Genomic DNA, 25,862 nt, shown 5'->3' with positions numbered 1-25,862 from the left:
ATCGGATGCCGCACACCGAGACACCGGGCACCGAGGCGGCCCCTGCGCCCCGGCTGCGCTGGTGGACGGAGCTGCCGCTCATCCTGCTGGTGTACGCGTGCTACTCGGCGGGCCGGCTCCTCGTGCGGGGCGACGTGTCCGGGGCGGTCGACAACGGTCTGGCGATCCTGCGCATCGAGAAGGCGCTGTATCTCAACGCCGAGCACCCGCTCAACCGCCTCTTCACGCACGAGGCGTGGATAGGCATACCGGCGGACTTCTGGTACGCGTCGCTGCACTACCTGGTCACGCCGGCGATCCTCATATGGCTCTTCCGCTCCCGGACCGTGCGCTACCGCGCCGCGCGCACCTGGCTGTGGACGTCGACCTTCGTCGGCCTCATCGGGTTCACCCTGCTGCCCACCTGCCCGCCCCGGCTGCTCTCCGCGAGCCACGGCTTCGTGGACACGATGGCCCAGTACAGCTCCTACGGCTGGTGGGGCGCCGAGGCCAGCGCACCGCGCGGCATGGGCGGTATGACCAACCAGTACGCGGCCATGCCGAGTCTGCACGTGGGCTGGGCCCTGTGGTGCGGAGTGATGCTGTGGCGCTACGGCGGTACGCGCCTGGCGAAGACGGCCGCTGTCGCCTATCCGCTGATCACCACGATCGTGGTCATGGGCACCGCCAACCACTACTTCCTCGACGCGGTCGCCGGCGCGGCCGTCATGGGCGTCGGACTGCTGCTGGCGCCGCTGGTGATGCGCGCGGCGGACCGGGTCAGGACACGGTTCGTGCCGCGGTTCACGGCGGGCGCGCCGGTCACGGCGAACTCCGCTGCCGCAGCCACTTCAACGGCCTCTTCCGCATCCGCCTCCGCCGCCACCTCTGCCGCCACTTCCACGGCCTCTTCCGCCGCGGGTTCCTCGAATGTCAGTGCCGGATGCCAGACTTCCGCGGGTGAGCGAATTCCACGGCAGCGCGATGCGCGGTTCGGAGCGGGAGCCGAGCCGAGTGCCTCCCCCCAGGACGCGGGGGACGGCGCTCCGGCAGCGGCTCGCTGAGCTGCGCGGGCCCGACGTACCCGCGAAGGCACTGGACGCGCGCGCTCTGGCGGCGCTGGCCGCCAACCCCGGTTGTGCGCGGCGCGCGATCCTCGACGGTGCCGGGGTGGACAAGGCGGAGCTGGCGAGCGCGCTCGGTGCGCCGTCGGTCTTCGGGCAGTCCCAGTTCGCGCTCACCCGGGGCAACGCGTTCGAGACGCGGGTCAAGGCCGACGGCGGCGCGGAGCTGCTGAGGCTGGTGCACGAGAAGCTGGACCGGGCCGCCGAGCCGCCCACCGAGGCGCGCGTGCCCGACCTGACCGCGACCGGCCCCCAGGGGCGCACCGCCCGTACGGCGCTGGAGCTGCGCGAGGCCACCGCGCACCCGGGCGCGTGGACACTGCTCGACCACCCGATGCTCGCGCTGGACGTCGCGGGCTCCCCGGCGTTCCTCGAACCGGACGCGGTGGTGGTGCACCCGGACGGCAGCTGGACGGTCGTCGAGATCAAGTCCTTCCCGCTGCTGGACGGTTCGGCGGACCCGGCGAAGGTCGGGGCGGCGGCACGGCAGGCGGCGGTGTACGTGCTGGCGCTGGAGGAGGTCGCGGAGCATCTGGATCCGGCCCCACGCGTGCGGCACCGGATTCTGCTCGTCTGTCCCCGGGACTTCTCCAACCTGCCGGCCGCGTCCGCCGTCGACATTCGCAAGCAGCGTGCGGTGACGGCCCGCCAGCTGGCCCGGCTGACCCGTATCGAGGACATCGCCGACGAGCTCCCCGAGGGCATGTGCTTCTCCCCCGGGCTGCCCGCAGACGAGCTGACATCCGCCGTGGAGTCGGTCCCGGCGACGTACGCGCCCGACTGCCTGTCCGCGTGTGAGCTGGCCTTCCACTGCCGGGGCCGGTCCCGGGAGGCGGGCGCGGTGACGACGCTCGGCCGCCCGGCGCGGGCGGAACTGGGCGGCCTCGAAACCGTCGAGGACGTCCTCGCGGCGGCCCGCGGGGAGGCCGGGGATCCCGGCGACCCGGCGGTGGCGGCGCTGCGGCGGGCGGCGGCCCTGCGCGCTGAGGCCCTGGAGGCGGCGTGTCGCTGATCTCCACCCTCGCCCGGCTGGAGGCCGTCAGCACCGGGCGCGCCCAGCCCGCCGCCACCGTCCGGCACCGGCATCTCGGCGACCGCCCGCTGGTGTTCGTGCCGCTCATCACCGCCGGTGAGGCCGGCGCCCCGCTCGGCGCCCTGGTCGGCACCGACCGGGACGCACCACGGCTGCTGGCCGTCCCGCAGCCCCGCGACCGCGACCTCAGATTCGCGTTCCTCGCCGAACTGGCCGATGTGGTGCTGCCGTACGTCGACACCTACGCCGAGGTCGTGGAAGCCGCCGAGCGCACCGAGTCCGACCCGGAGACCGGCAAGCGCGTCAAGGTCGAGGTCGACCTGTGCGCGGACGCCCCGCAGCTGATCGTGCCGAGCCGCGCGGGCATCGACCTGGTGCGGCTGCTCGGGCGCTCCACGCGCTTCCGGCGTACGGCGGAACAGGACCCGGAAGCCCCGTATCCGGCGCCGCCCCGGGTGCCGTTGCTCGGGCGGTGGCTGACGCACTTCGGGGAACGGGCCCGGGTGCCCGGCTCCTCGCTGCTGCTGGCGATGACCGACGTCCTGGGCCGGCACTGGGCGACCGGGCAGTCCACCCTGGAGGACCAGCACCTGGGGGCGCTGCTCGCCTGGATCGACCCGCCGGAGGGCCTCTCCGGTGCCGAGGCGGCGCTGCGGGCCGAGCTGGAGCGGGACGACCGGGGCCAGCTGACGTGTCCCCCGGCCGGTCCGGCCACCGACCCGGCGTTCGACAACAAGCTGCTCGCCCCGGCCATCGAGCGCTACGACCGGGCCCGCACCGCCCACGCCGTCGCCGAGGACGGTCCCCAGGCCGACGACCGGCTCGGCTCGCTGGCCGTCGCCGAGCGGGAGATCCGCGACCTGGTGCTCAGCCGCACCCGGCCCACCTGGGATGCGATCTGGCGCGGGCTGGACCTGCTGCGGGAGCTGCCCGCGGGGGCGTATGCCGAGGAGCGGTGGACGCGCGACCGCTGGTCCTTCACCGGCCACCGCGACCGAGTCCTGGCCGGCGAGCCCCCGCAGCCGCGCCGCGACGACGCGGTCACCGCGGCGAACAAGCTGGCCACGCGCGAGCGCGAACAGGCCCGGCTGGAGGCCCAGGAGGCCCTGGACGATCCGCTGGTGATGGCGGGCCGGCGGCTGTCCGGGGAGGCGTTCGCGGGCGAGGTCACCGATGTCGTGATGGCGTACAGCGAGGGCAAGCGGCCGAGCCCCCGCCCTCTGGTCACGGTCCGCACGGACGACCGGCCGCATCTCGGCGAGCGGACGAAGGTGTACCGGTCGCTGGGCGGGAAGCCGCAGTCGGCGGAGTTCGTGGGGGACGAGGAGGACGGCGCGTACGTCGTGCTGCGGGTCCTCGACAAGATGGGCCGCGGCAAGGAGCCCGAGGCGGGGTCGGTGCCGGAGAAGGGCGACCGGGTCTGTTTCACGCTCTTCGAGCACGAGCAGCGGGGCGGCGCGAAGCTGCCCGACCCGGAGGAGACGCCGTGGACGCACGGCGGGCCGCCGGGTGAGGCGGCGCTGGAGCCGGCCGACCCCGTGACGGAGGAGGATGTGCTGTGACGACGGTCTTCGACCCCTCCGCCGCCGCGACACAGGCCACCGACGCGATCCTCCACGACACGCTGCACGGCACCGCGCGCGGTGTGGTCGTCGACTCCCCGCCCGGTGCGGGCAAGTCCACGCTGGTGGTCCGCGCGGCCCTGGAACTCGCCGAGGCCGGACACTCGTTGATGGTCGTGGCGCAGACCAACGCCCAGGTCGACGATCTCGTCCTGAGGCTCGCCGAGAAGAACCCCGAGCTGCCGGTGGGCCGGCTGCACAGCAGCGACGCCGACCCGTACGACAAGGCGCTCGACGATCTGCCGAACGTCCGCAAGTCGGCGAAGGCGGGTGACCTCGCGGGGCTGGCGGTGGTGCTCTCGACGGCGGCGAAGTGGGCGCATGTGAAGGTCGACGAGCCGTGGCGGCACGCGATCGTCGACGAGGCGTACCAGATGCGCTCGGACGCGCTGCTCGCGGTGGCCGGGCTGTTCGAGCGGGCGCTGTTCGTGGGCGACCCGGGGCAGCTGGACCCGTTCGCGATCGTGGGCAGCGAGCAGTGGGCGGGCCTCGCCTACGACCCGTCGGCCTCGGCGGTGACGACCCTGCTCGCGCACAACCCGGAGCTGCCCCAGCACCGGTTGCCGGTCTCCTGGCGGCTCCCGGCCTCGGCGGCTCCCCTGGTCTCGGACGCGTTCTACCCCTACACGCCGTTCCGCAGCGGCACCGGGCCGGGCGACCGCGCCCTGTCCTTCGCCGTCCCCTCCGACGGCTCGGGCCCGGACCGGGTGATCGACGAGGCGGCCCTGTCGGGCTGGGGCCTGCTGGAACTGCCCGCGCGGCACACCCCGCGCACGGACCCGGAGGCGGTACGGGCGGTGGCGACGGTCGTACGGCGCCTGCTGGACCGGGGCGGCGCGGCGACGTCGGAGCGCTCACCGGACCCGGCGCCCCTCACCGCCGACCGCGTCGCCGTCGGCACGGCGCACCGGGACCAGGCGGCGGCGGTACGTGCCGCCCTGGCCGACCTCGGCGTCACCGCCGTGGTCGTGGACACGGCGAACCGGCTGCAGGGGCGCGAGTACGACGTCACGGTGGTCCTGCACCCCCTCTCCGGCCGCCCCGACGCCACGGCCTTCCACCTGGAGACAGGCCGCCTCTGCGTCCTGGCCTCCCGGCACCGGCACGCGTGCATCGTGGTGTGCCGAGCTGGGGTGAGCGACCTGCTGGACGACTATCCGTCGACGGAGCCGGTGCAGCTGGGGACGGTGGTGAAGTTCCCTGACGGGTGGGAGGCGAACCACGCCGTGCTGGCGCATCTGGCCGAGCACCGCGTGACGTGGCGCCCGTAACCCGCCCAAGCAGCCCCCTGCCCGACCACCTCCCGCCGGCCGGAGGCCGGCACGCCGCCGGAGGCGGCCCATGAACACAGCCCTGACGGGTGGGAGGCGAATCACGCCGTGCTGGCGCATCTGGCCGAGCACCGCGTGACGTGGCGCCCCTGACCCGGACAGGCAGAGGCCCCGGGGGAACATGTGGCCGAACATCATGGGTTCCGGCGTCCCCGGCGAACGCCGGGTGGTGTGGCAGCCGTACCCACTCCCGCGATGCCCACTTGCGCGCCCGCGAGACAATGGACGGTGGCCCGCTCCACCGGGAGGGCCGTGCGCGACGTACGAGGAGGAGAAGACATGGCGGAGCCCACGCCGCGTCGGAACGAACCGCGGCTACGCCCCGCGCCCCTGCTTTTCGAGCCCGCGGAGGCGGCCTCCGACCCTGAGCACTTCTTCGACCTCGAGTCGATCGACGATCCACGGGCTCTGCTGGCCCGGTCCACGGAGCTGACGCTGGCGTTCCGGGCCGCGGCGGACCGCGCCCTGGAGTTCCAGGCCATCGCGGCGGCGCAGCTGGCCGATCCCCGGCGGTTCGACCGGCTGACGGCCGCGGACATTGCCGAGCGGGCCGAGTGGACCGAGGACTACGCCAAGAAGATGGTCGAGTTCGGCCGGGACCTGATGCGGGGCGGTGTCGAGGGCCGGGGGCCCGTCGACCCGGTGTGACAGCGGAGGGCGGAGATCCGCCCCGTTCCCGATCTACGTGGCATATGCCAGGCGGGCAAGATACTCCCTCCCACCCCCTCCTGTCCCGGTTTCCCGCAACCCTCGGGAACCGCGCGCTCACGGCCGGTAGATGTAGATGTCATGAGCAGCGGATGGAACGCCTCCCAGGTCACCCCCGACGGAGCCGCCTGGCTCGCTTCGGCAGGAACGTATCCGCGAAGCACGCTCGCCCTCTGGGAGGAGCGGCCGGAAGCGCCGGTCGTGCTGCCGTGCGGGGCGGTCTTCGACGTGGTCAGCGCGCCCTCGATGTTCGGGCGGCGGATGCTCGACCGGCTCTGGGACGACGGCCCCGGCTCGGGCCCGGTCGCGGAGTTCCGCGGCCGCATGCTCCTGTTCGCCGCGCCGGGCACGGCCCAGCGGCTGCCGGCGCTGCTGGAGTGGGAGGAGTGGGGCACACACGGCCGCGACGGCGGGGAGACCGGCCGCAACAGGCGCCGTACCGCCTCTGCTGTGCCACGGCACGGGCGACGCCGTGACCATCCCCGCACCGGCGGAGGCCGCCTCCCCCGCACCCGTCCCCGCACCGGCGCAGCCCGCCACCCCCGCACCCGCCCCCGCACCGGCGCAGCCCGCCACCCCCGCACCCGCCCCCGCCTCGACGGAGTCCGCCGCCCCCAGCCGTCCGGATTCCCGCTGGCTCGTCGCCCCCGACACCCGGCAGCCCTGGCTCCCGGGCCCCGAGGTACTGCTGTGGGCGGCCGTGCGGGCGGCCCGTTCGGCGGTGCGGATTTCGATTTTTCCTCCCGCCGACCAGGGTGCTAAGGTCTACGACGTCAGCAGGCGCCGCTAGCTCAGTTGGTTAGAGCAGCTGACTCTTAATCAGCGGGTCCGGGGTTCGAGTCCCTGGCGGCGCACAGACGGTGGAAGACCCTCTCGCGAGAGCGAGGGGGTCTTTCGCATGTCCGTGACCCCCTCAGCGGCCCACCGTGATCTTCACCGTCCACGCCCCCGAAGCCGTACGCCCCTCCACCTCCACGCGCACCCCCTCCCCCGGCACCGTGAAGCTCTCCCCGAGGGCGATCGGCGCGTCCGCGAGGGGCGGGTACACCGAGTCCTCCCAGCACGCCTCGGTCCGCGGGTGGGCGTCGATCACCTCGATGGGACCGCCCCCGGACTGCGCCTCGCCCCGCACCCGGTACACCAGCACCCCCTGCCGGCACGCGGCCGCGTCGTTGCCCGCCGGCCCCCGCGCCTCGAGGGCGAGCACACTGTCGGGGCCCGTCCGCACCACCGCGAGCTTGGTGCCCCGCCCGAGACCGAAGACCGGCGCCCCGGCGGCACCCGAGACCGGCACCCCGGGCGCCGCCGCCAGCGGTTCCAGGGTCAGCCGGGCGGGCCCGGCGTCCTGCACACACCGCACCTGCCGCGGATCCAGCCAGCCCAGCTTCCATTTGTGCCAGCCGAACAGGTCGGGGGCGAGTCCGAACTGGCTGCCCATCAGGTCCCAGTCCCCGACATGTGTGTCCCAGTCGCCCTTGCCGTCGGCGGGCCGGTGGTAGAGGTCGGGCAGATCGAAGACATGCCCGGTCTCGTGGGCGAGGACCAGCCGGTCCGGCGGATGCTGTTCGAACACCGTGACGACCCGGCGCAGGTCGGTGCCGTCGGCCCGCATCGGGCTGGTGAGGTTGACGACCTTGGTCGCGTCGGAGTCCACGCCGGGCGCGTCCGGGTCGGCGACGAAGTACACGACGTCGTAGCGCGAGAAGTCGACCTCCGGGTCGGCCGCGGCGAGCGCGTCCCGCAGATACGCGGCCCGGTGCTCGGCGCTCCAGTCGCGCTGTATGGCGTACGCCGTGGACGGGCGCGGCATCTGGATCCAGTGCCCGAGCGGGTGCGGGCGCAGGGTGAAACGGCCGTAGGAGGCCTGTTCGAAGAATCGGGTGGTGTCCGGGAAGTGGTCGGCGGTCAGTTCCTGCGGCGTGGTCAGCGGACGGGCGTCCGGGAAGGACAGAAAGACCATGACCGCGTCCAGCGACCGGGCGGGGCGCGGATAGGCGGCGTTCCAGGTGTCCAGGCCCTCCGAGTGGTGGGCGTCGGTGCGGGTCAGCGCGCAGGGCTCGGCCGAACCGGGCCCGGCGGCCGAGTGGCCGGCGCCGAGGGAGGTGGCGGCGAGGGCCGACATGGTGGTGAACACGGCCGCGGTACTGCGCAGTCGGGCGCGCGAGAACTGACGCGGCACGGATACCTCCGGGTACGGTTCGCGGGACACCGCACCCAGCCTGTGGCGATTTGTAGTACTGCGCCCTGTTTGCCTGCACCAGTCGGGTGAAGGAGCCGAAAAATCGCGGAAGCCGACATCCCAGAAGCACTCACGGAACGTCACAACTGGTCGGGGGCCTGAAGAAGCCGTCCAGGTGCGAGCAGAAACGATCTGGCAGAAGGGCCGGTTGGTCGGGAACACTGGACACCGGCTGGAAGGCCCTGGGGCCAGCCTCTATGATCGGCACACTTTCCTGACCTTTCCTGCACGGACAGAGATCGAATACATGCGGGAGCGAGCGGTGAGCGGAACCTCCGAAGGGCCGACGCCCGCGGCAGACCTCGACCGACCGGTCGTCACAGAGAGTGAGATCGATACGCCCCCTCGTACCGAGAACGCCCGTACCGAGAACGCCCGTACCGAGCATCTGTCGCAGCCGCCCTATCGCTCCGTCTTCACGGCCGCCCCGCTCGCCATGGCAGTCGTGGACCGCGAGGGCACGGTCGTCAGCGCCAACGACTCACTCGCCGCGCTGCTCGGCACCGCCCCGGACGGACTCACCGGGGCCGTCGCCGCCGATCTGGTCGACCTCACCTCCGACGCCCGCACCTGGCACGCCTACCGCGAGGTGCTGCGCGGCCGGCAGTCGCGGCTGCGCTGCACACGCCGCCTCAAGCACCCCGACGGGCACTCGCTGTGGGTGCAGGTGACGGTCGCCCCGCTGCCCGCCGAGGACCGGGGCGTGCTCATGTCCGTCGCCGACATCAGCTCCCGCCGGGAACTCCAGGCCCGGCTGCGGCACTTGCAGATGCATGACGCGGTGACCCGGCTGCCCAACCGCACACTGTTCTTCGAACGCCTGTCTGCCGCACTGGAGGCCGAGTCGTACGAGCAGAGCGGCACGGGCCGGATCGGGCTGTGCTATCTGGACCTGGACGGCTTCAAGGCCATCAACGACACCCTCGGCCACCGCGTCGGCGACCGGCTGCTGGCCGCCGTCGCCGAGCGTCTGATGCGCTGCGCGGACGAGACCGGTTTCGCCCGCACCAGCACCCCGCTGGTGGCCCGGCTCGGCGGTGACGAGTTCGCGCTGCTCGTCGAGGACTCCACGGGCACCGAACAACTGGCCGAGCTGGCCGAAGCCGTGCTGCGGGCGATCCAGGACCCCTTCGACATCTCCGGCCAGCGGCTGTCGGTGTCGGCGTCGATCGGGGTGGTGGAGCGGCACGCGGCCGGCACCACCCCCACCGCCCTGGTGCAGGCGGCGGACACGACGCTGTACTGGGCGAAGGCCGACGGCAAGGCCCGCTGGACGCTGTTCGACCCGGAGCGCAACGCCCACCGCATGACCCGCCAGGCCCTCGCCTCCACGCTCCGTCCGGCCATCGACCGGGGCGAGTTCCGGCTGGAGTACCAGCCGCTGGTCGGCATGGAGGACGACCGGCTGCACGGGGTCGAGGCGCTCATCCGCTGGAATCATCCTCAGTTCGGCGTACTGACGCCGAATCGGTTCATCGGACTTGCCGAGGAGGACGGTTCGATCGTCCCGCTGGGCCGCTGGGTGCTGCGTACGGCCTGCCGGCAGGCCCGCCGCTGGCAGCGGGAGCACCCGGACGAGCCGCCGATCTTCGTCAGCGTCAACGTGGCGGTCCGCCAGGTCTGGGACTCGGACCTGGTCGCGGACGTGGCCGAGACCCTGGCCGAGACGGGTCTCGCGCCGCATCTGCTCCAGCTGGAGCTCACCGAGTCGGCGGTGATGGGCTCGGGCGGCCGGCCGTTGCAGGCCCTGAAGGCGCTCAGCGACATGGGCGTGCGCATCGCCATCGACGACTTCGGCACGGGCTACTCGAACCTCGCGTATCTGAGCCGGCTGCCGGTGTCGGTGCTGAAGCTGGACGGTTCCTTCGTGCGGGGCTTCCAGTACGACGACCGGGACGCCGCCGCGCGCCCGAACCCCGCCGACGAGGTCGTGGTCGAGGCGATGATCCAGCTCGCGCACCGGCTCGGGCTGACCGTGACGGCGGAGTGCGTGGAGACCTCGGCCCAGGCGGTCCGGCTGCGGCGCATCGGCTGCGACACCGGACAGGGCTGGCTGTACTCCCGCCCGGTGTCGCCGGACCGTATCTCCGAGCTGCTGGGCACGCCGGACGTTCAGGCGGGCGTCGGCAACCCGTAGGCGTCGGCGATGAGTTCGTAGCTGCGGACGCGCACGTCACCGCCGTGCGCGTTGGCCGTGATCATCAGCTCGTCGGCGCCGGTGCGCTTGGCGAGGTCGTCCAGGCCGGAGCGGACCTCGTCGGGGGTGCCGTGGATGACGTTGGCGTTCCAGGAGTCGACGAAGTCGCGCTCCATGGGGCTGAACTCGTAGGCCGCCGCCTCCTCGGGGCTGGGCACGAGGCCGGGGCGGCCGGTGCGCAGCCGGACCATGCTGAGGGCCGCGGCCAGTACCTGCCGGCGGGCCTCCTTCTCCTCGTCGGCGGCGAGGGCGGAGACGCCGATGAGGGCGTACGGCCGGTCGAGCACGGCGGACGGCTGGAAGGACTCCCGGTACAGGTCCAGGGCCGGGACGGTGTTCTGCGCCGAGAAGTGGTGCGCGAAGGCGAAGGGCAGTCCGAGGACGCCGGCGAGGCGGGCGCTGAAGCCGGAGGAGCCGAGCAGCCAGACCGGCGGCCGGTGCGGGGACTGGACGCCGCCGGGGCTGGTCGCCTGGACCGGGCCCGGCACGGCGTGGATACGGCGGTAGCGGTGCCCGTCGGGGAAGTCGTCGTCGAGGAAGCGGGTCAGCTCGGCGAGCTGCTCGGGGAAGTCGTCGGCTCCCTCGTTCAGCCGGTCGGTGCGGCGCAGGGCGGCGGCCGTGGCACCGTCCGTGCCGGGGGCGCGGCCGAGGCCGAGGTCGATCCGGCCCGGGGCCATCGCCTCCAGCGTGCCGAACTGCTCCGCGATCACCAGCGGGGCGTGGTTGGGCAGCATCACGCCGCCCGAGCCGAGCCGGATGCGGTCGGTGTGGGCGGCGAGGTGAGCCAGGATCACGGCCGGGGACGACGAGGCCACGCCCGGCATGGAGTGGTGCTCGGCGACCCAGTAGCGGTGGAAGCCGCGGGCCTCCGCGAGGCGGGCCAGCTCGACGCTGGTGCGCAGCGCGTCGGAGGCGGTCCGGCCGGCCCCTACGGTGACCAGGTCCAGTACGGAGAGGGGGACGGGGGCGCTGCCCTGTGCGCGGGCGCGTATCCCGTCGCCGCGGGTCCCGTCGCCAGGTGTCTCGGCGCCGCGGGTCCCGTCGCCGGATGTCTGGTCGTCGCCGGGTGTCTCTGCTGCCGCCACGGTGGGATGCCTCCTGCTGTGGGCCGTGTGCTGTCGTCCCGGGCTTAACAGGGGACTGTCTCCGGTTATTCCCCGTGGACCGCCGCCGCTTGGCCCCGGCCCACCTCGCGGGGGACGCGCTTTCGGGCAGTTCAGGCGTGCGGTGTTTCGGCGGAGCCCGGCATTCCTCAGCACCGATCGACGGTTCGCACCTCTCTGCCCGATCCGCACCGGCGAAGGGGCGGGGCCGATTCCGGCCCGTATGGAAGGTGTGTTCGAGGGCACGGCGCGCCGTTTCGGGTGGTTCCCGTGACAGCTTGTGTGGCCCCGGTGGCCCTTCTCGGCACCGGTTCTGACACCCTGTCCGACTTCCTGTGGGGGGAAGCTGATGCATTCGCGTGCTGCCCGCACGCCGTCTCGGCGTGCCCGGAGATCACACAGAACGACGTACAGAACCTCGCTTGTCGCCGCGCTCACGGCCGCCGCTCTGGTGGTCGCCGCGGCGCCCGGCCTCGCGGCGGCTCCCGAGCCGGAGCTGCCGAAGCCGGAGAGCCCGTGGACCAAGCCGACCAAGGTGAAGGCGCCCGCCACTCCGGCCGGGGTGACCCGGCCGCCGGCGTCGAAGGCCGAGACCGCACCCTCGGCGGAGGTGGCGGCCTGGCGCGCGGCGCAGAAGGCCCGTACCGGCGGGGAAGCGAGCCGGGTCGCCGCCGCCGCGTTCGTGCCCGAGGGGCAGGGCGATGTGCCCTGGCACCGCATCCTCGACACCCGGCTGAGCGACGCCCTGGTCGCCCGGGTGAACCTCTCCGACGGCAACCTCATGCTGGCCGGAACCGACTTCGACATCGCAGGTGCGGGGCAGAAGCTCCAGCTGACCCGGACGTTCAACTCGCTCGAAGCGCCCTGGGGCAAGGTCTCGCAGCGCTGGTGGCAGGCGTACGAGCGGTATCTCCAGGCGGGCGACGGGGAGGTGGTGGTGTTCGACGCCACCGGCGACGCCCTGCGCTTCGAGGAGACGAGCACGGGCGGCTACACCACGCCGACCGGCTACTCCAAGGACCTGAAGAAGAACGCCGACGGCACCTGGACCCTGACCGACCGCAAGTCCGGGACGAAGGACACCTACGACGAGCACGGGACGCTGACCGAGGTCACCGACAAGAACGACGGCACGATCACCGTCGGCCAGCACGACGAGGGCGGTGAGCACAAGGGCTTCAAGCTCACCGAGACCCGCTCGGGCCGCTGGATCGACCTGGTGAAGACGGACGCGAGCCAGTGGCAGGCCAAGGACCACACGGGCCGGACGGCCGTCTTCGACCTGGACCCGTCCGGGAACCTGGAGCGCACCACGGACACGGCGGGCAAGACGACGTCGTACGCCTACGACTCCTCGCGCCGGGTGACCAAGGTGACCACGCCGGAGGGCACGGTCACGCGCTTCACCTACGACGACCACAGCCGGGTGACCTCCATGCAGCGGGCCGACGGCCCGACCTGGCGTTTCGACCACACGGCCGAGACCCCGTCCGACGCGGGCACGACGAAGGTGACCGACCCGGACGGCGACGAGACGGTCTACACGCACAACGCCGACGGCGAGGTCAGCAAGGTCACCGACCCGCTGAACCACTCCCGGCACGCCAAGTACGTCAACCACCTCACCCAGACCGCGACCGACGCGATGGGCACCGGCGCGGACGGCACCGGCGGCAACGTCACCACCTACGGCTGGGACACCCGCAACAACGCCACCTCGGCGAAGCTGCCCATGGGCGCCACCGCGCAGGTGTCGGCGTACCAGACGGTCGCCGGAACGGATCTGCCGAACGACTTCACCAGCGCCGACGGCCGCAAGGACAGCTTCAAGTACGACACCAACGGCAACACCATGTCGGTGACCACGTCGGGCACGGCGGGCGGGCAGCGGACGTACACCTACAACGAGTCCACGCCCACCTGCGGCGGCTTCGAGGGGCAGCGCTGCTCGGCGAAGGTGAAGGTCTCCGGCACGAAGACGGCGACGACGTCGTTCGAGTACGACGACAAGGGCGACCTGCGCAAGGTCACCCCGCCGGCGCCGCTGGGGAAGACGGAGTACACCTACGACGCGCTGGGCCGGGTGGAGACCGTCACGGACGGGCGGGGCGTCAAGACCGTCTACGTGTACGACTCCCGGGACCGGGTGCGGAAGGTGTCCTCGACGAACGCGACGGTCACCTTCGAGTACGACGGTGACGGCAACCTGAAGTCCCGCTCCGACGCCTCCGGCACCACACGCTGGGACTACGACGGCCTCAACCGCGAGAAGCTCCGCACGCTCCAGAACGGCGCGCAGGCCGCGCTCGCGTACACCCCGGGCGGCGAGGTCGACTACTACACCGACCCGACCGGCACGACGGACTACACCTGGGACAAGGCGGGCCGGCTGGACCACCTGACCGCGCCCGACGGCAAGAAGACCGACTTCGACCACGACGAGAACGACAAGCGAACGAAGACGGTCTACCCCGGCGGCACGACCCAGTCGTTCACGATCGACAAGAACGGCCGTCCGTCGGCCGTGAAGACCACGTCAGGCACGGCGACACTGGTCGACCTGACCTACAGCTACGCGAACGCGGGCAAGGACACCACCAAGATCCGGACCCGCACGGACAACGCCACCAAGCTGAGGACGTCCTACACCTACGACTCGCAGGACCGGCTGTCCTACGCCCTGGAGGCCGACGCCTCAGGCACCCGCAAGGCCTCCTGGCTGTACTGCTGGGACCAGGCGGGCAACCTCACCTCCCAGGACGGCAACAAGAGCGCGTGCCCGGGCGGGACGACGTACACCTACGACGACGCCCTGGAGGTGACCGGGAAGAACGGCTCCACCACCGGCTGGTCCTACGACAGGCTCGGCAACGAGACCGCGGGCTCGAGCGCCACCGCCCGCACGAACGAGACCTGGACGGACCACAGCCAGCTCTCCGGCGTCACCGCCGGCGGCTCGTCCTACGACCTGGTCCACGCGGGCACGGACAACTCCGAACGCACCAAGCTGGGTTCGACGTGGTTCCACCACACGGCCCTCGGCCTGGCGTCCACGACGACGAACGGCGCCGACACCGGATTCATCCGCGAACCCGGGGGCACCTTGAACTCCATGGTGGCTGGAGGAAAGTCCTACTACTACCTCACGGACGCGACGGGGAACGTGCTCGGCCTCACCGACGCCACGGGCAAGCGCACGCACACGTACGCCTACGGCCCCACGGGCCTGCCCCGCACCACCCCGACCGAGGCCGCTCCCCAGCCGTTCCGCTACACCGGCGCCCACCTCGACCCCACGGGCCTCTACAAGATGGGCGCCCGCTACTACGACCCGACCCTGGGCCGCTTCACCCAGCCCGACCCGTCGGGCCAGGAGAGCAACCCGTACCTGTACGCGGAGGGCGATCCGGTCAACAACACGGATCCGACGGGGCTCTTCAGCCTGCCTGACGTCGGAAGCGCGATCGGCGGCGCCGTCGCCGGTCTGGGAGCCGCCGCGGTGGTGGGGGCTGCCTGTGCGGGAACCGCAGGAGTCGGCTGCATAGCCGCCGGGGCAGTAACGGGCGCCCTTTGGGGCGGTGCTGGTGCCGGTGCAGGGGCAGTGATCGCCGGCGGAGACAGCGAAGACGCCAAGAACGCTGTTCTGGGGAGCGTCATCGGTGGCCTCATCGGCGGAGCGAAAGTCTGACCGAGCCCCAGGATGAAAGGGAGAACCTGGTGCGTGAAGCGAACAGGGCACGTGCAGTCGCCTGGAAACGCGGAGTCCTCTTTGGGCTGATAGGTGCGTTGCTCGGTGTGGTGTTGAGCCTGACCTCAGGGTTCATAGGGGCGCCGTGGCAGGCGGCGGTCGTGATGGGAGCCATCGGTGCCGTCGTTGGGATAGTCCAGCCGCCACTGAACCGAGCGGTCCGCAAGTCTCTGTATCGCGACCAATAACACCGCGAGGAAGCGCACGATCCGGCAATCCGCAAAGCCTCGCCTCCTTGCCCACGGAAAAGAAACGGATGAGTACCGGCTCCTCGAAGCGCCGTGGTGAGACACCCGAAGCGAGCAGAGAAGCGCCGTGGCAAGGCTGCCCTGGTCATGGGTGCAGACGAGCCCAGAGAAGGGAGAAGCGCATGAAGTACGGGATCTCTTACCTGGCCCGTGGAGCGGCGCTTCCCGGGGGTGTGGAGGTGGCACTGCTGTTCGGCGTTCTCGCCGTGTGCTGTCTTGTTGCCGCCTACTTCTTCAAGCGCAAGCGGTAGGCGAACAACCGTCCTCCTCGCCGCCGGCGGCCACTGCCGTCGGCGGCGGGGGCGGGGCCGGGAGCCTTACGCCTGGACGATCGGCTCCCTCGTGAACAGGGCTCCCAGCTCCGGCGCGTTCACCCGGCGGTCGGCCAGGCGCAGGCACTCCCAGACCGTGACCTGGTTGGCGGTGAGGACCGGCTTGCCGAGTTCCTTCTCCAGGGCCGGGATGTGCGCGGCCGTGTGCAGGGCCGTGTCGGGGAGAAGGAGGGCCTCGGCGTCGGGGTGGTCGGAGTTCCGGGCCAGGGCGAGGAGTTCCGCCTCGCCCCAGGTGCCGACCTCGGCGGCCGTGATGATGCCGGAGCTGTTGACCGCCACGACCTCCACACCGTCCGACCGCAGGAACTCGGCGAAGAGCCGCGCCACGTCGTCCGGGTACGTCGCGCCGATCGCGACCCGCCGCGCCCCCAGCTCCTTCACCGCGTGCGCGAAGGCGAAGGACGTCGAGGAGGCGGGCATGCCGGCCGTCTGCGCCAGCGAGCGGACCTGCTCCTGGGCGCCGTCCCAGCCGTAGACGAAGCTGCCGCTCGTGCAGGCCCAGACGACCGCTTCCGCGCCGGCATGGCGGAGCTCCTGGACGCCCGCCGCGAGCCGCCCGGCGGAGCCCATCTCCAGCAGCGCGTCCACCCGGTGCGCGTCCTCACCGATATCGGTGTGCACCAGGTCCACCCGGATGTCGCTGCCCAGCAACTGCTCGATACGCGGATAGTCGTCCTCGGCGGAGTGTCCCGGGTAGAGAAATCCCAGTGCTGTCATGTCCAGCCTTCCTGCTGCTGTTCTTCTTCCGGCACTACAGGTCCGGGGTCGACCCCCGGCGATACCAGACCGGAACGCGCCTCCGGATTGATCAGCGCTTGATACGGTCCCACCGCACGAGTACCCAGTCGGCGCAGCGCAGCCCACATCGTCACTTGGTTGGCCGAGATCACCGGGATCCGCAGCTCGGCCTCCAGCTGCGGGATCACGTCGTAGGTGGGCAGGTTGGTGCAGCTGATGAACAGGGCGTCGGCGTCGCCGCGTACGGCCTCCCGCGCCATGTCCACCACCTCCCGGTAGGGGACCTTCCAGATGTGCCGGGTCAGGCCCATGAAGGCACACCCGGAGATCGTGACGCCCGCCTGGGCGACATACGCCTCCAGCGACTGGGTGACCGACACCGTGTACGGCGTCACCAGCGCCACGCGCCGTACGTCCAGCTCCACCAGGGCCTCCAGCAGCGCACCCGAGGTGGTGATCGCGGGTACGGCACCCGCCCGGCTCATCGCCTCGCACATCGCGCGCTCGCCCATGACACCGCCGACGAAGCTGCCCGACGTACAGGCGTAGGCGATGACCTCGGGTGCGATCGCGTTGATGGTGCGGACCGCCTCGCTCAGCGTCTCGTGCTCGCTGACCAGGCGGGCCAGATCGAGGCTCACCTCGACCGGCACGAACGGTGTTCGTGTCATGTGCAGGGAGACCTCGTCCGGCACCCAGCGCCACAGCTCGCGGTCGAGTGCGAAGTCGAAGGGTGCGACAACGCCGACCCCGCGCTGCGGGCTGGGCCCGCCGAGAAAAGAGACGTCCATGGCAGGCACCGGCCTCACGCTGGGCAACTAGTGTGCAACGGATCGTGGGAACGCCCGTGTTGACGACGGTAGGTTCGGGTGCGAGCGTGGTCAATCCGTCCGGATCACTCCTTGGTCAACACCCGGTTAACTCGTCGTCACCGGTCGGCGCCCACAGGCCGGCCCGCCCCGCCGCACGGCTGGAGAAACGGCTGCTCATGCCCACTCCCACCCTCCTCGTCCTGGACGCCGAACCCCTCCCCCGCCTCGGCCGCCTCACCGGCCGCGCCCGTATCGAACACACCGACGAGGCCGGACTGGCCGAGAGCCTCCCGCGTGCGGACGTACTCCTGGTGTGGGACTTCACCTCGCGCGCCGTGCGGGACGCGTGGCCCGGCGAGGGTCCGCGGCCACGCTGGGTGCATACGGCGAGCGCCGGGGTGGACCATCTGATGTGTCCGGAACTCGCCGCTTCCGACACGGTGGTGACGAACGCGCGCGGCATCTTCGACCAGCCGATCGCCGAGTACGTCGCCGCGCTCGTGCTGGCGATGGCCAAGGATCTGCCCCGGACGCTGGACCTCCAGCGGGAGCGGACCTGGCGGCACCGCGAGTCGCACAAGGTCGCCGGGGGAAAGGCCGTCGTGGTCGGCTCCGGACCGATCGGCCGGGCGATCGCCCGCACGCTGAAGGCACTGGACATCACGACCGCACTGGTCGGCCGCGCCCCGCGCTCCGGCGTGCACGGCCCGGAGGACCTGGACCGGCTGCTGGCGCGCGCCGACTGGGTGATCGCGGCGGCACCGCTCACCGACCAGACGCACGGCATGTTCGACGCCCGCCGCTTCGGCGTGATGCAGCCGTCCGCCCGGTTCATCAACATCGGCCGGGGCCAGCTGGTCGTCGAGGACGACCTCGCCGACGCCCTGGCCAAGCACTGGATCGCGGGCGCCGCACTGGACGTCTTCGAGGCGGAACCCCTGACCCCCGACAGCCCGTTGTGGCAGCTCCCGGGCCTGATCGTGTCCCCGCACATGAGCGGCGACATCGTCGGCTGGCGGGACGAGCTCGGCGCCCAGTTCGTGGACCTGTACGAACTCTGGGAGGCGGGCAAGCCGCTGGTGAACGTGGTCGACAAACAGCGCGGGTATGTACCCGGACACTGACGTCGTTCCTTGGAGGGTGGTTGACTTCCTCCTCCTCGTGAACGAGGGGGTTCCTACGGCTCGCGCCCTGGGGTTTTCTGCTTCGCCGCCGACTGCCCGCCCGGAGTTCTCCGTTGAGGTCTTACACCGGCTCCACAGACTGTCACCGCCAGCCCGGCGGCCAGAAGGTTGTTCGCCGCGTTCACGTCCCGGTCGTGGGTCGTGTCGCAGCTGTCACACGTCCAGGTACGGACGTCCAGCGGCATCTCCGCCTGGAGGGTGCCGCAGTGGGAGCACAGCTTGGAGGAGGGGAAGAAGCGGTCCACCGCGATCACGTCCTTCCCGTACCAGCCGGCCTTGTACTCCAGCATGCTCCGGAACTGCGACCACGCGGCATCGCTGATGGCGCGGGCCAGAGTCCGGTTCTTGACCATAGTGCGCACGGCCAGGTCCTCGATCACGAGCGTTTGGTTCTCACGCACGAGTCGAGTGGTCAGCTTGTGCAGTACATCCCGCCGGCGGTCGGCGATCCGGGCATGGATCTTCGCCACCTTCGCCCGCGCCTTGCGCCGGTTGGCGCCATCCCCCTTGGCCTTGCGGGACAGCTCCCGCTGGGCCCGGGCCAGACGCTCACGGTCGCGGCGCTCGTGCCGGGGATTGGCGATTTTCTCTCCGGTCGAGAGGGTCAGCAGGTGATCCAGACCGACGTCGATGCCAACCGCCGCTGGGGAGGCCGGGAGCGGCGTGACCGTCGGGTCTTCGCACAGCAGGGAGACGAACCAGCGTCCGGCGCTGTCCCGGCTCACGGTCACCGTGCTCGGCGATGCCCCTTCAGGCAGGGGACGCGAGAAGACGATGTCCAGCGGATCGGCCATCTTCGCCAGCGTCAGCCGGCCGTCGCGGAAACGGAAGGCGGAGGAGGTGTACTCCGCGCTCGCCCGGGACTTCTTTCTGGCCTTGAAGCGCGGGTACCTGGCACGTTTGGCGAAGAAGTTCGCGAAGGCCATCTGCAGGTGCCGCAGTGTCTGCTGCAGGGGAACGCAGGACACCTCGTTCAGGTAGGCCAGTTCCTCGGTCTTCTTCCACGCGGTCAGCATGGCAGAGGTCTGGTTGTAGTTGACCCGTTCCTGCCGCGCCCACGCCTCGGTGCGGGCGGCGAGCGCCATGTTGTAGACCTTGCGCACACATCCGAACGTGCGCGACAGCTCCGCTGCCTGAGCATCGGTCGGATAGAAGCGGTACTTGAAGGCCCGCTTCACGTGAGTGGCCACGACTCACAGAATATCATCACAAATTGTAGCCATATGATAGCTGTTGGTGATGTACGCCGGGCCGCCCGGAGGGCGAACCGGCGCTCCCTGCCCTGCTCCGCAGGAGCCCGTTCCCTCCCCCGCCTGAAGGCCGGGGTGTCTACGGAGGAATACCGATGACCGAGCTCACCGACCTGACCGCCGTACGGCTCCTCGACGGGTACCGCAAGGGCGAGTGGAGTCCTGTGGAGGCGACCCGGGCGGCGCTGGAGCGGGCCGAGGCGATCCAGCCGGAGGTGAACGCCTTCGTCCGGCTGACCGCCGAGGACGCGCTGGCCCGGGCCCGGGAGTCGGAGGAGCGATGGCGGCGCGGTGAGCCGCAGGGGCTGCTGGACGGGGTGCCCGTCACGGTGAAGGACATCCTGCTGCAGCGCGGCGCGCCGACCCTGCGCGGGTCGAAGGCCGTGGATCCGGCGGGCCGCTGGGACGAGGACGCCCCGTCCGTGGCCCGGCTGCGGGAGCACGGGGCGGTCTTCATCGGCAAGACGACGACCCCGGAGTACGGCTGGAAGGGCGTGACGGACTCGCCGCTCAGCGGCGTGACCCGCAACCCGTACGACCCCTCGCGCACCGCCGGCGGTTCGAGCGGCGGCAGCGCGGCGGCCGTGGCGCTCGGTGCGGGGCCGCTGTCGCTCGGCACGGACGGCGGCGGCAGCGTCCGTATCCCGGCGTCGTTCTGCGGGATCTTCGCGCTGAAGCCGACGTACGGGCGGGTGCCGCTCTACCCGGCGAGCGCGTTCGGCACGCTGGCGCACGTCGGGCCGATGACCCGGGACGCGGCGGACTCGGCGCTGCTGATGGATGTGATCGGCCACCCGGACTCCCGCGACTGGTCGGCGCTCACGGCGCCGCCCGGTCCGTACACGGACGGTCTGGCGGGCGGGGTGCGCGGGCTGCGCGTGGCGTACTCGCCGTCGCTGGGCGGGCAGGTGGCGGTGCGTCCGGAGGTCGCCACGGCGGTGCGGCGGGCGGTGGAGCGGCTGGCGGAGCTCGGCGCGTACGTCACGGAGACCGACCCGGATCTCACGGACCCCGTGGAGGCCTTCCACACCCTGTGGTTCAGCGGGGCGGCCCGGGTGACCGAGCATCTGGGCCCGCACCAGCGGGAGTTGCTGGACCCGGGACTGCGGGAGATCTGCGACCGGGGGGCTCGCTACTCGGCCCTGGACTATCTGGCCGCCGTGGACGTCCGGATGGACCTGGGCCGCCGGATGGGCCGCTTCCACGACACCTACGACCTGCTGCTCACCCCGACCCTGCCGATCACGGCGTTCGAGGCGGGCGCCGAGGTACCGAAAGGATCAGGCCACCGGCGCTGGACGGGCTGGACCCCGTTCACCTACCCGTTCAACATGACGCAGCAGCCCGCGGCGAGCGTGCCGGTCGGCGCGGACGGGGACGGTCTGCCGATCGGTCTGCAGCTCGTGGCCGCCCGGCACCGGGACGATCTGGTGCTGCGGGCGGCCCACGCGCTGTACGAGGCCGGGGTGGCGTCCGCCGGCCGGGTCAGGCCCTCCGGAAGCTGAGCGTCTCCCCCGCCGCTCCCGACCTCCACAGGTCGTTGCACGCCTCGGCCATGTTCTCCAGGCCGTCGACGACCTGGCCCCAGACGATGCCGGGGACCCAGCCGACATCGCCGTTCAGCAGCAGGTTGTTGCGCTCGTAGAACAGGGCCAGGTCGACGAGCGTGGTCCCGGCGCGTACCTCGCGGTCGTAGCCGTAGGACTTGGTGCCCAGCTCCGCCCCGGCGAAGGTGAAATAGCACAGATCACCGGGGATTGGGGTGATTGTCGGGTTTTCCAGGGGTGGCTCGTTTTCCGCGAATGGCGGGAAAAGAGCGTAGATCTCATTGCGTGCGTACTTCGCGTGGTAGACGTCTCCGGCCAGCGGAAGGGAATCCCAGACGGCGGCGCAGGTGATCGGCGCGCGGTCGTCCAGCAGCTTGGCCGTGCAGGTCACGTCACGCTTGACCAGCGAGAGTTCGATGTAGCGATCAGCCATGCCTCCATGGGAGTGCCCCTCGGCCCTGCGGTCAAGGGCGCACGGGGAGAGTGCGGGGCTTGAAAAGATCGGCATAACTCAGGTGCGGTCGGGTAGCCGCGCGCCCATGGCTCCACCACAGAGAAGCCCCCTCAGAATTCCGGAACCCATATCCCGGACCGCGTCCGGGGCCGTGTCCGGTCCGACACGCCGATCGCTGCTCGCGGGGGTCGCGGCGCTCGGCGCGCTGGGCGCCACCGGATGCAGCCGGGTCGCCACCGCCTCGGACGTCGAGGGCGGTGATCTGCTCGAACGGCTCCGGGCCGCGGGCGTCGTCCGCCTCGGCATCGCCGGCGAGATCCCGTTCGGGTTCATCGACAAGAACGGCAAGCTGACCGGTGAGGCGCCGGAGCTGGCCAAGGTGATCTTCAAGAGTCTCGGCGTCGACCGGGTGCAGCCCGTGCCGACCGAGTTCGGCTCGCTCATCCCGGGCCTGAACTCCCAGCAGTTCGACGTCGTCGCGGCCGGGATGTACGTCAACCCCGAGCGCTGCGAGCAGGTCATCTTCTCCGACCCCGACTACCAGATGCTCGACGCGTTCATCGTGCGCAAGGGCAACCCGATGGGGCTGCACAACTACAAGGACGTCGTCGGGAAGAAGGCGAAGTTCGCCACCGGGACCGGCTACGCCGAGATCCAGTACGCCGTCGAGGCGGGGTACAAGGAGAGCGACATCCTCATCGTCCCGGACCAGGTCGCGGGCCTGAACGCGGTCGAGGCGGGGCGTGTGGACGTGTTCGCCGGTACGGCGCTCACCGCCCGTGAGGTGGTGAAGAAGTCCGCCAAGGCGGAGGCGACCAAGCCCTTCACGCCGATCGTGGGCGGCAAGCCGCACGTCGACGGAGGCGCCTTCGCGTTCCGGCCGACCGAGACGAACCTGCGGGACGCCTTCAACGTCGAGCTGCGCAAGCTCAAGAAGAGCGGCGAACTGTTCCGCATCCTCAAGCCCTTCGGTTTCACCAAGGCCGAGATGACGGATCTGACCGCGAAGGAGCTGTGCGGCGGATGACCTCGGGACTCTGGGAACTCGTACTCAAGGGCGTATGGACCACCGTCCAGCTGCTCGTCTGCAGCGCCCTGCTGGGCGCGGCCGTCTCCTTCGTGGTCGGCGTCGCGCGCAGCCACCGGCTGAAGATCGTCCGCTTCCTCGCGGGCTTCTACACCGAGGTGTTCCGCGGCACCTCCGCCCTGGTCATGATCTTCTGGGTGTTCTTCGTGCTGCCGGTCGCCTTCGGCTGGCAGCTCGTACCCCTGTGGGCGGGCACGCTGGCGCTCGGGCTGACCTACGGCGCGTACGGCGCGGAGATCGTGCGCGGCGCGCTGAACTCCGTCGACCCGGCGCAGCAGGAGGGCGGCATCGCCCTCAGCTTCACGCCCTGGCAGCGACTGCGGCTGATCCTGCTGCCGCAGGCGGTGCCGGAGATGATCCCGCCGTTCTCGAATCTGCTGATCGAGCTGCTCAAGGGCACCGCGCTGGTGTCGATCACGGGCATGGGCGACCTGACGTTCAGCGCGAACCTGGTGCGCCTCGCGCTGCAGGAGAGCGCTGAGATCTACACGTACATCCTGCTCATCTACTTCGTGATCGCCTTCCTGCTCACCCGGGTCATGCGCGGTCTTGAGAAGAAGCTCAAGGCCGGGGTCGGGAAGAAGCCCGACAGCAAGACCCGGGCGCCTGAGCCGGTCGTGGTGGAGGGGGTCCGATGAACTGGGACTGGAGCGCGGTCTCCGACTTCATGCCGGACTTCTGGGAGGGCCTGCTGGTCACCCTGCAGATCCTGCTGTTCGGCTCGCTGATCTCGTTCGCGCTGGGCCTGGTGTGGGCGCTGCTGATGCGGGCGCCCTCGCGCTGGGTGACCTGGCCGGTCGGGGCGGTCACGGAGTTCGTCCGCAACACCCCGCTGCTGGTGCAGCTGTTCTTCCTCTTCTACGTGCTGCCCGAGTGGGGCCTGACCTTCTCGGCGCTGGTCACCGGCGTCTTCGCGATCGGGCTGCACTACTCGACGTACACGATGCAGGTCTACCGGGCCGGCATCGAGGCCGTGCCGGTCGGCCAGTGGGAGGCGGCGACGGCGCTGAACCTGCCGCTGCGGCGGACGTGGACCGCGGTGATCCTGCCGCAGGCGGTGCGCCGGGTGGTGCCCGCGCTCGGCAACTACGTCATCGCGATGCTCAAGGACACGCCGATGCTGATGGCGATCACCGTCCTGGAGATGCTCGGTCACGCGCGCCTGTTCTCGCAGGAGAACTTCCAGTTCACCGAGCCCCTCACGGTGATCGGCGTGGCCTTCATCGTCATTTCCTACCTGGCCTCCCTTGCCCTGCGATCCCTGGAGCGACGCCTTGCCCACTGACACTCTCCCCACCCCCGGGACCAACCCCGAGAAGGACCCCGCCAAGAGCAGCGGCGAGCTGATCCGGCTGGAACAGGTCACCAAGCGGTTCGGCCAGAACACCGTTCTGGACCACCTGGACTTCTCGGTCGACGCCGGCAAGCACGTCACCCTGATCGGGCCGTCCGGCTCCGGCAAGACGACGATCCTGCGGCTGCTGATGACCCTGCTCAAGCCCGACGAGGGCACGATCACGGTCGACGGGCAGAAGCTGTTCCCCGCCTCCGACAAGGAGGTCCGCGAGGTCCGCAAGCAGATCGGGATGGTCTTCCAGCAGTTCAACCTGTTCCCGAACATGACCGTGCTGCGCAACCTCACCGAGGCGCCGGTCACCGTCCTCGGCATGTCGAAGGACGAGGCGGTGGAGCGCGCCAAGGGCTTGCTGGACATGGTGGGCCTGGCCGACCGGTGCGACGCCCACCCCTCGCAGCTCTCCGGCGGTCAGCAGCAGCGCGTGGCGATCGCCCGGGCGCTGGCGATGCAGCCCAAGGTGCTGCTGCTGGACGAGGTGACCTCCGCGCTCGACCCGGAGCTGGTCGCGGGCGTGCTGGACCTGCTGCGGGACATCGCCCGCAGCACGGACATCACCATGCTCTGCGTGACCCACGAGATGAATTTCGCCCGGGACATCTCCGACCAGGTACTGATGTTCGACTCGGGTCGGGTCATCGAGTCGGGCCCGCCGGAGAAGATCTTCAGCGACCCGGAGCTGGACCGGACGAGGGAGTTCCTCAGCGCGGTCCTCTGACTACGGCCCGTGAACAGGGCCGACGCGAGGCCGAACACCGGGCCCTCGGATCGGGGCATGCTCCTGGCATATGCCAGCGGGTCAATGCCCCAGTCCGAGGGCCCGGAATCTTGTCAACCTCCGCTCTGCACAACCCCTTTGCCGGTTATCGTGGAGGTGATTCGCTGTCCGGATTACGGCCAACAGCAAGCGCAGGGGGAGACCACCGTGGCGCTGAGGAACGAGCCGACCACCCCGTACCACTCGGCCCAGGAAGCCCTGCGCGTCCTGGAGACGGTGGCGCGAAACAGTTCCGGCGTCACCGACGCCGAGCTCGCCCGGCGCACCGGCATCGGGCCGGAGCGGCTCACCGCGCTGCTGCGCATGCTGCGCCGCGAGGGCTACGTCGAGCAGATCACCGACGGCGCGTACGTCACGGGCGAGGCCCTGGCCCGCCTCGGCTCCGCCCGCCATCGCGAGCAGGCCCTGCGCGACAAGCTCCAGCACACCCTCGACCGGCTGCGTGACTCGGTCGGCGCCGCCGTCTACATGAGCCGCTACGTCGACGGCGAGATCAGCATCACCCAGTACGCCGACAGCCCGGCCACGCCCAAGGTCAACGAGTGGGTCGACTTCCGCTCCTCGGCCCACGCCACCGCGATAGGCAAGAGCCTGCTGACCCAGCTCGACCACGCCGGCCGCCGCGACCACCTGGCCCGGCACAGGATGGCCCGCCTCACCTCGCGCACCATCACCAGCGACCGGCTGCTGCTCTCCCGCCTGGAGGCCCAGCCGGCGACCGTGCCCGTCCTGGACCTCCAGGAGTACGCGGTCGGCACGGTCTGCGCGGCCGTCCCCATCACGGCCGGCTCCTCCGTCGGCTGCCTGGCCCTGTCCCTCCCGGTCGAGCACGCCCACCGCCTCCGCCAGGCCGCGGACGCCCTCAACCGCAACGCCGCACCGGTCCTGCTGTCCATGGCGATCTAGGTGTATTGACCCGCGGGGTTGTTCACACGGCTGATGGGTGGCTGACCTGCGAGTGCGGTGTGGCAGCGGTGGTGGTTGTAGGCGTGGA

21 protein-coding genes, 1 tRNA gene and 1 pseudogene are annotated in these 25,862 nt (G+C 71.1%); 17 read left to right on the top strand and 6 right to left on the bottom strand.

What is annotated here, in order from left to right:
- Positions 1 to 5: 5 nt before the first annotated feature.
- The 7 genes and pseudogenes from ACIBK5_RS43190 to ACIBK5_RS43160 all read left to right on the top strand — a co-directional run bounded on the left by ACIBK5_RS43190 (position 6) and on the right by ACIBK5_RS43160 (position 6,651).
- Complete coding sequence (locus ACIBK5_RS43190) at positions 6 to 1,043, top strand: phosphatase PAP2 family protein (protein ID WP_399028924.1); 1,038 nt, start codon at positions 6 to 8, stop codon at positions 1,041 to 1,043.
- Positions 994 to 2,115 carry a hypothetical protein gene (locus ACIBK5_RS43185; protein ID WP_399028996.1) on the top strand — a complete coding sequence of 374 codons (1,122 nt, stop codon included), beginning with the start codon at positions 994 to 996 and terminating at the stop codon, positions 2,113 to 2,115. Before ACIBK5_RS43190 ends, ACIBK5_RS43185 begins: the two co-directional genes overlap by 50 nt.
- Positions 2,106 to 3,698, top strand: a complete 1,593-nt coding sequence (locus tag ACIBK5_RS43180) for a hypothetical protein (RefSeq protein WP_399028922.1) — start codon at positions 2,106 to 2,108, stop codon at positions 3,696 to 3,698. Before ACIBK5_RS43185 ends, ACIBK5_RS43180 begins: the two co-directional genes overlap by 10 nt.
- A complete protein-coding gene (locus ACIBK5_RS43175; RefSeq protein ID WP_399028919.1) occupies positions 3,695 to 5,029 on the top strand; it encodes an AAA domain-containing protein in 1,335 nt (444 codons plus the stop codon). The genes ACIBK5_RS43180 and ACIBK5_RS43175 overlap by 4 nt, the downstream gene beginning before the upstream one ends.
- Positions 5,030 to 5,368: 339 nt before the next feature.
- Entirely contained in the window at positions 5,369 to 5,737 is a 369-nt protein-coding gene (locus ACIBK5_RS43170; protein ID WP_399028917.1) for a hypothetical protein, read from the top strand.
- A 141-nt stretch (positions 5,738 to 5,878) separates the two neighbouring features.
- Positions 5,879 to 6,587 (top strand): annotated as a pseudogene (locus tag ACIBK5_RS43165) (bifunctional DNA primase/polymerase).
- Positions 6,578 to 6,651: transfer RNA gene (locus ACIBK5_RS43160), tRNA-Lys, on the top strand. Before ACIBK5_RS43165 ends, ACIBK5_RS43160 begins: the two are co-directional and overlap by 10 nt.
- A 59-nt stretch (positions 6,652 to 6,710) precedes the next feature.
- Here ACIBK5_RS43160 and ACIBK5_RS43155 read toward each other — a convergent pair.
- The gene (locus ACIBK5_RS43155) at positions 6,711 to 8,006 is read right to left on the bottom strand and encodes a M6 family metalloprotease domain-containing protein (protein ID WP_399028915.1); all 1,296 of its coding nucleotides are present in this window, start codon (positions 8,004 to 8,006) and stop codon (positions 6,711 to 6,713) included.
- 277 nt (positions 8,007 to 8,283) lie between these two features.
- Here ACIBK5_RS43155 and ACIBK5_RS43150 point away from each other — a divergent pair, with 277 nt between their 5' ends.
- Positions 8,284 to 10,173 carry a putative bifunctional diguanylate cyclase/phosphodiesterase gene (locus ACIBK5_RS43150; protein ID WP_399028913.1) on the top strand — a complete coding sequence of 630 codons (1,890 nt, stop codon included), beginning with the start codon at positions 8,284 to 8,286 and terminating at the stop codon, positions 10,171 to 10,173.
- Here the strand turns inward: ACIBK5_RS43150 and ACIBK5_RS43145 are convergent.
- Positions 10,149 to 11,225 (bottom strand): LLM class flavin-dependent oxidoreductase, encoded by a 1,077-nt coding sequence (locus tag ACIBK5_RS43145; RefSeq protein WP_399028994.1) that lies wholly within the window; start codon positions 11,223 to 11,225, stop codon positions 10,149 to 10,151. The two genes, ACIBK5_RS43150 and ACIBK5_RS43145, sit on opposite strands and share 25 nt — an antisense overlap.
- Positions 11,226 to 11,784: 559 nt before the next feature.
- Here ACIBK5_RS43145 and ACIBK5_RS43140 point away from each other — a divergent pair.
- A complete protein-coding gene (locus tag ACIBK5_RS43140) occupies positions 11,785 to 15,024 on the top strand; it encodes an RHS repeat-associated core domain-containing protein (protein WP_399028992.1) in 3,240 nt (1,079 codons plus the stop codon).
- A gap of 430 nt (positions 15,025 to 15,454) precedes the next feature.
- Positions 15,455 to 15,583, top strand: a complete 129-nt coding sequence (locus ACIBK5_RS43135; protein WP_399028911.1) for a hypothetical protein — start codon at positions 15,455 to 15,457, stop codon at positions 15,581 to 15,583.
- A gap of 66 nt (positions 15,584 to 15,649) precedes the next feature.
- Here the strand turns inward: ACIBK5_RS43135 and ACIBK5_RS43130 are convergent, their stop codons facing one another.
- Both ACIBK5_RS43130 and ACIBK5_RS43125 read right to left on the bottom strand, forming a co-directional pair.
- A complete protein-coding gene (locus tag ACIBK5_RS43130; protein ID WP_399028909.1) occupies positions 15,650 to 16,381 on the bottom strand; it encodes an aspartate/glutamate racemase family protein in 732 nt (243 codons plus the stop codon).
- Positions 16,378 to 17,193, bottom strand: a complete 816-nt coding sequence (locus ACIBK5_RS43125) for an aspartate/glutamate racemase family protein (protein WP_399028906.1) — start codon at positions 17,191 to 17,193, stop codon at positions 16,378 to 16,380. Before ACIBK5_RS43125 ends, ACIBK5_RS43130 begins: the two co-directional genes overlap by 4 nt.
- A 197-nt stretch (positions 17,194 to 17,390) precedes the next feature.
- On the opposite strand from ACIBK5_RS43125, the gene ACIBK5_RS43120 reads away from it, so the two are divergent.
- Positions 17,391 to 18,338: a D-2-hydroxyacid dehydrogenase gene (locus ACIBK5_RS43120; protein ID WP_399028904.1), complete on the top strand. Its 948-nt coding sequence runs from the start codon at positions 17,391 to 17,393 to the stop codon at positions 18,336 to 18,338.
- Positions 18,339 to 18,391: 53 nt separating this feature from the next.
- Here ACIBK5_RS43120 and ACIBK5_RS43115 read toward each other — a convergent pair whose 3' ends face one another.
- Positions 18,392 to 19,588, bottom strand: coding sequence for an RNA-guided endonuclease InsQ/TnpB family protein (locus ACIBK5_RS43115; protein WP_399028902.1), 1,197 nt, complete (start codon positions 19,586 to 19,588; stop codon positions 18,392 to 18,394).
- A gap of 155 nt (positions 19,589 to 19,743) precedes the next feature.
- Here ACIBK5_RS43115 and ACIBK5_RS43110 point away from each other — a divergent pair, with 155 nt between their 5' ends.
- Positions 19,744 to 21,153: an amidase gene (locus ACIBK5_RS43110; protein WP_399028901.1), complete on the top strand. Its 1,410-nt coding sequence runs from the start codon at positions 19,744 to 19,746 to the stop codon at positions 21,151 to 21,153.
- On the opposite strand, the gene ACIBK5_RS43105 is transcribed toward ACIBK5_RS43110, so the two are convergent.
- Entirely contained in the window at positions 21,134 to 21,628 is a 495-nt protein-coding gene (locus ACIBK5_RS43105) for a DUF3830 family protein (protein ID WP_399028899.1), read from the bottom strand. The genes ACIBK5_RS43110 and ACIBK5_RS43105 overlap by 20 nt on opposite strands.
- Before the next feature lie 106 nt (positions 21,629 to 21,734).
- On the opposite strand from ACIBK5_RS43105, the gene ehuB reads away from it, so the two are divergent.
- From ehuB to ACIBK5_RS43080, 5 genes are all read left to right on the top strand, one after another.
- Positions 21,735 to 22,676, top strand: coding sequence for an ectoine/hydroxyectoine ABC transporter substrate-binding protein EhuB (ehuB, locus tag ACIBK5_RS43100; RefSeq protein WP_399028897.1), 942 nt, complete (start codon positions 21,735 to 21,737; stop codon positions 22,674 to 22,676).
- Positions 22,673 to 23,374, top strand: a complete 702-nt coding sequence (gene ehuC, locus ACIBK5_RS43095; RefSeq protein ID WP_399028895.1) for an ectoine/hydroxyectoine ABC transporter permease subunit EhuC — start codon at positions 22,673 to 22,675, stop codon at positions 23,372 to 23,374. Before ehuB ends, ehuC begins: the two co-directional genes overlap by 4 nt.
- Positions 23,371 to 24,021, top strand: coding sequence for an ectoine/hydroxyectoine ABC transporter permease subunit EhuD (gene ehuD, locus ACIBK5_RS43090; protein WP_399028893.1), 651 nt, complete (start codon positions 23,371 to 23,373; stop codon positions 24,019 to 24,021). The genes ehuC and ehuD overlap by 4 nt, the downstream gene beginning before the upstream one ends.
- On the top strand, positions 24,011 to 24,808 hold the full coding sequence (gene ehuA / locus ACIBK5_RS43085) for an ectoine/hydroxyectoine ABC transporter ATP-binding protein EhuA (protein WP_399028891.1): 798 nt from the start codon (positions 24,011 to 24,013) through the stop codon (positions 24,806 to 24,808). Before ehuD ends, ehuA begins: the two co-directional genes overlap by 11 nt.
- A 207-nt stretch (positions 24,809 to 25,015) precedes the next feature.
- Complete coding sequence (locus ACIBK5_RS43080; RefSeq protein ID WP_399028889.1) at positions 25,016 to 25,774, top strand: IclR family transcriptional regulator; 759 nt, start codon at positions 25,016 to 25,018, stop codon at positions 25,772 to 25,774.
- The last annotated feature ends 88 nt before the right edge of the window (positions 25,775 to 25,862 follow it).

This window comes from Streptomyces sp. NPDC050546 (assembly GCF_044457425.1).
Taxonomy (GTDB): Bacteria; Actinomycetota; Actinomycetes; order Streptomycetales; family Streptomycetaceae; genus Streptomyces.
This window is presented reverse-complemented; position numbering and strand designations above follow the sequence as displayed.

Bases quoted from the DNA above. Each gene is read 5' to 3' on its own strand.
- ACIBK5_RS43190 (WP_399028924.1), top strand. From the start codon at position 6: ATGCCGCACACCGAGACACCGGGCACCGAGGCGGCCCCTGCGCCCCGG.
- ACIBK5_RS43170 (WP_399028917.1), top strand. From the start codon at position 5,369: ATGGCGGAGCCCACGCCGCGTCGGAACGAACCGCGGCTACGCCCCGCG.
- ACIBK5_RS43150 (WP_399028913.1), top strand. From the start codon at position 8,284: ATGCGGGAGCGAGCGGTGAGCGGAACCTCCGAAGGGCCGACGCCCGCG.
- ACIBK5_RS43135 (WP_399028911.1), top strand. From the start codon at position 15,455: ATGAAGTACGGGATCTCTTACCTGGCCCGTGGAGCGGCGCTTCCCGGG.
- ACIBK5_RS43130 (WP_399028909.1), bottom strand. From the start codon at position 16,381: ATGACAGCACTGGGATTTCTCTACCCGGGACACTCCGCCGAGGACGAC.
- ACIBK5_RS43125 (WP_399028906.1), bottom strand. From the start codon at position 17,193: ATGGACGTCTCTTTTCTCGGCGGGCCCAGCCCGCAGCGCGGGGTCGGC.
- ACIBK5_RS43120 (WP_399028904.1), top strand. From the start codon at position 17,391: ATGCCCACTCCCACCCTCCTCGTCCTGGACGCCGAACCCCTCCCCCGC.
- ACIBK5_RS43110 (WP_399028901.1), top strand. From the start codon at position 19,744: ATGACCGAGCTCACCGACCTGACCGCCGTACGGCTCCTCGACGGGTAC.
- ACIBK5_RS43105 (WP_399028899.1), bottom strand. From the start codon at position 21,628: ATGGCTGATCGCTACATCGAACTCTCGCTGGTCAAGCGTGACGTGACC.
- ehuB (WP_399028897.1), top strand. From the start codon at position 21,735: ATGGCTCCACCACAGAGAAGCCCCCTCAGAATTCCGGAACCCATATCC.
- ehuC (WP_399028895.1), top strand. From the start codon at position 22,673: ATGACCTCGGGACTCTGGGAACTCGTACTCAAGGGCGTATGGACCACC.
- ehuD (WP_399028893.1), top strand. From the start codon at position 23,371: ATGAACTGGGACTGGAGCGCGGTCTCCGACTTCATGCCGGACTTCTGG.